Raw genomic sequence first — 1,151 nt, forward strand, 5'->3', positions numbered from 1 at the left:
CCTGTGCCTACTGCGGACGCGACGTGCCGCAGCGCGCCGGCGCGGGCCGACCGTTCCGGTACTGCCGGGACAACGACGGCGCCTGCCAGCGGGCGTCGCGCAACAGCCGGATGCGCCACCGCAACGCCCCCGGCCTGCCCGGCCAGGTGGCCCGTACCTGGGAGGCCGTGGACCGGCTGGACCAGATCGTGGAGACGTTGACCGAGGCGTTGCACGCCGAACTGTCCCCCGCCGGGGTGCAACGGCAGCTGGCCCAGGTCCGGGCGGAGACCGCCGGCGAGGTGGCGGCGGCGCAGACCGAACGGGACGAGGCGGTGCGGGCGGCCGAGGACGCCGCCGCCCGCACCGAGCGGGAACGCCGGCAGGCGCAGGCCGCCACGGCCGAACGCGACGCCGCGCGGGCCGACGCGGCCCGGGCCACCGAGGAGGCCGTGTCGGCTGCCGTCCGCGCCGAGCAGGCGGAGGCGACCCGCGACGACGCCCGGCGGGCGACCGCCGCCGCCGAGGCGCTGCGGACCCAGGCCGAGTCCGACCGGGACACCGCCCGCGCGCAGGTGGCCACCCTGCACGCCGACCTGGCCGCCGAGCGCCGCCGTACCGCCGACCTGACCGCCGAGCGGGACACGGCGCGGGCCGACGCCCAGCGCGCCGGACAGGCCGCCGCGGAGGCGACCACCCACGCCGAGCAACTGCGGACCCAGGTCGACCGGTTGCGGGCGGACACGGACCGGGCCCGCACCGACGCCGAGCAGGCCCGCGGCGAGGCCGAACTGGCCCGGGCCCAGGCCGCCGAGCAGCGCAGCGACGCCGAGCAGGCCCGGGCCGACGCGGCGACGGCCCGGGCGGACACCGACCGGGCCGAGCGGGAGCGCGCCCGGGCCGACGCCGACCGTGACCGGGCGCAGGCGGCGGCGCGGCAGGCGAGCGACGACCTGGCCGCCGCCAACTCCCGCGCCGACACCCTGCACACCGACCTGACCACCGCCCGGGCTGCCGCGACCGCCGCCGAGCGCCAGGCGGCGGAGCTGACGGTACGGCTGCGCGCCGCCGAAGCCGACCGCGACGAGGCCCGCCAACGCGTCGCCCAACTCGCCGGCCAGGTCGCCGACCTAGCCACCGCCCTAACCCGCCTCACCCCCACCCCCTAAAAC

The 1,151-nt window shown here is 79.9% G+C and carries 1 protein-coding gene; it reads left to right on the top strand.

The genetic code is table 11. From position 1 onward, the window contains the following. The coding region (locus tag C1I95_RS34025; RefSeq protein ID WP_233514073.1) for a coiled-coil domain-containing protein at positions 1 to 1,148 on the top strand (1,148 nt) is incomplete at its 5' end. Positions 1,149 to 1,151 lie beyond the last annotated feature (3 nt).

Origin of the sequence: Micromonospora craterilacus (assembly GCF_003236315.1) — a bacterium.
GTDB classification, from domain to species: Bacteria; Actinomycetota; Actinomycetes; order Mycobacteriales; family Micromonosporaceae; genus Micromonospora; species Micromonospora craterilacus.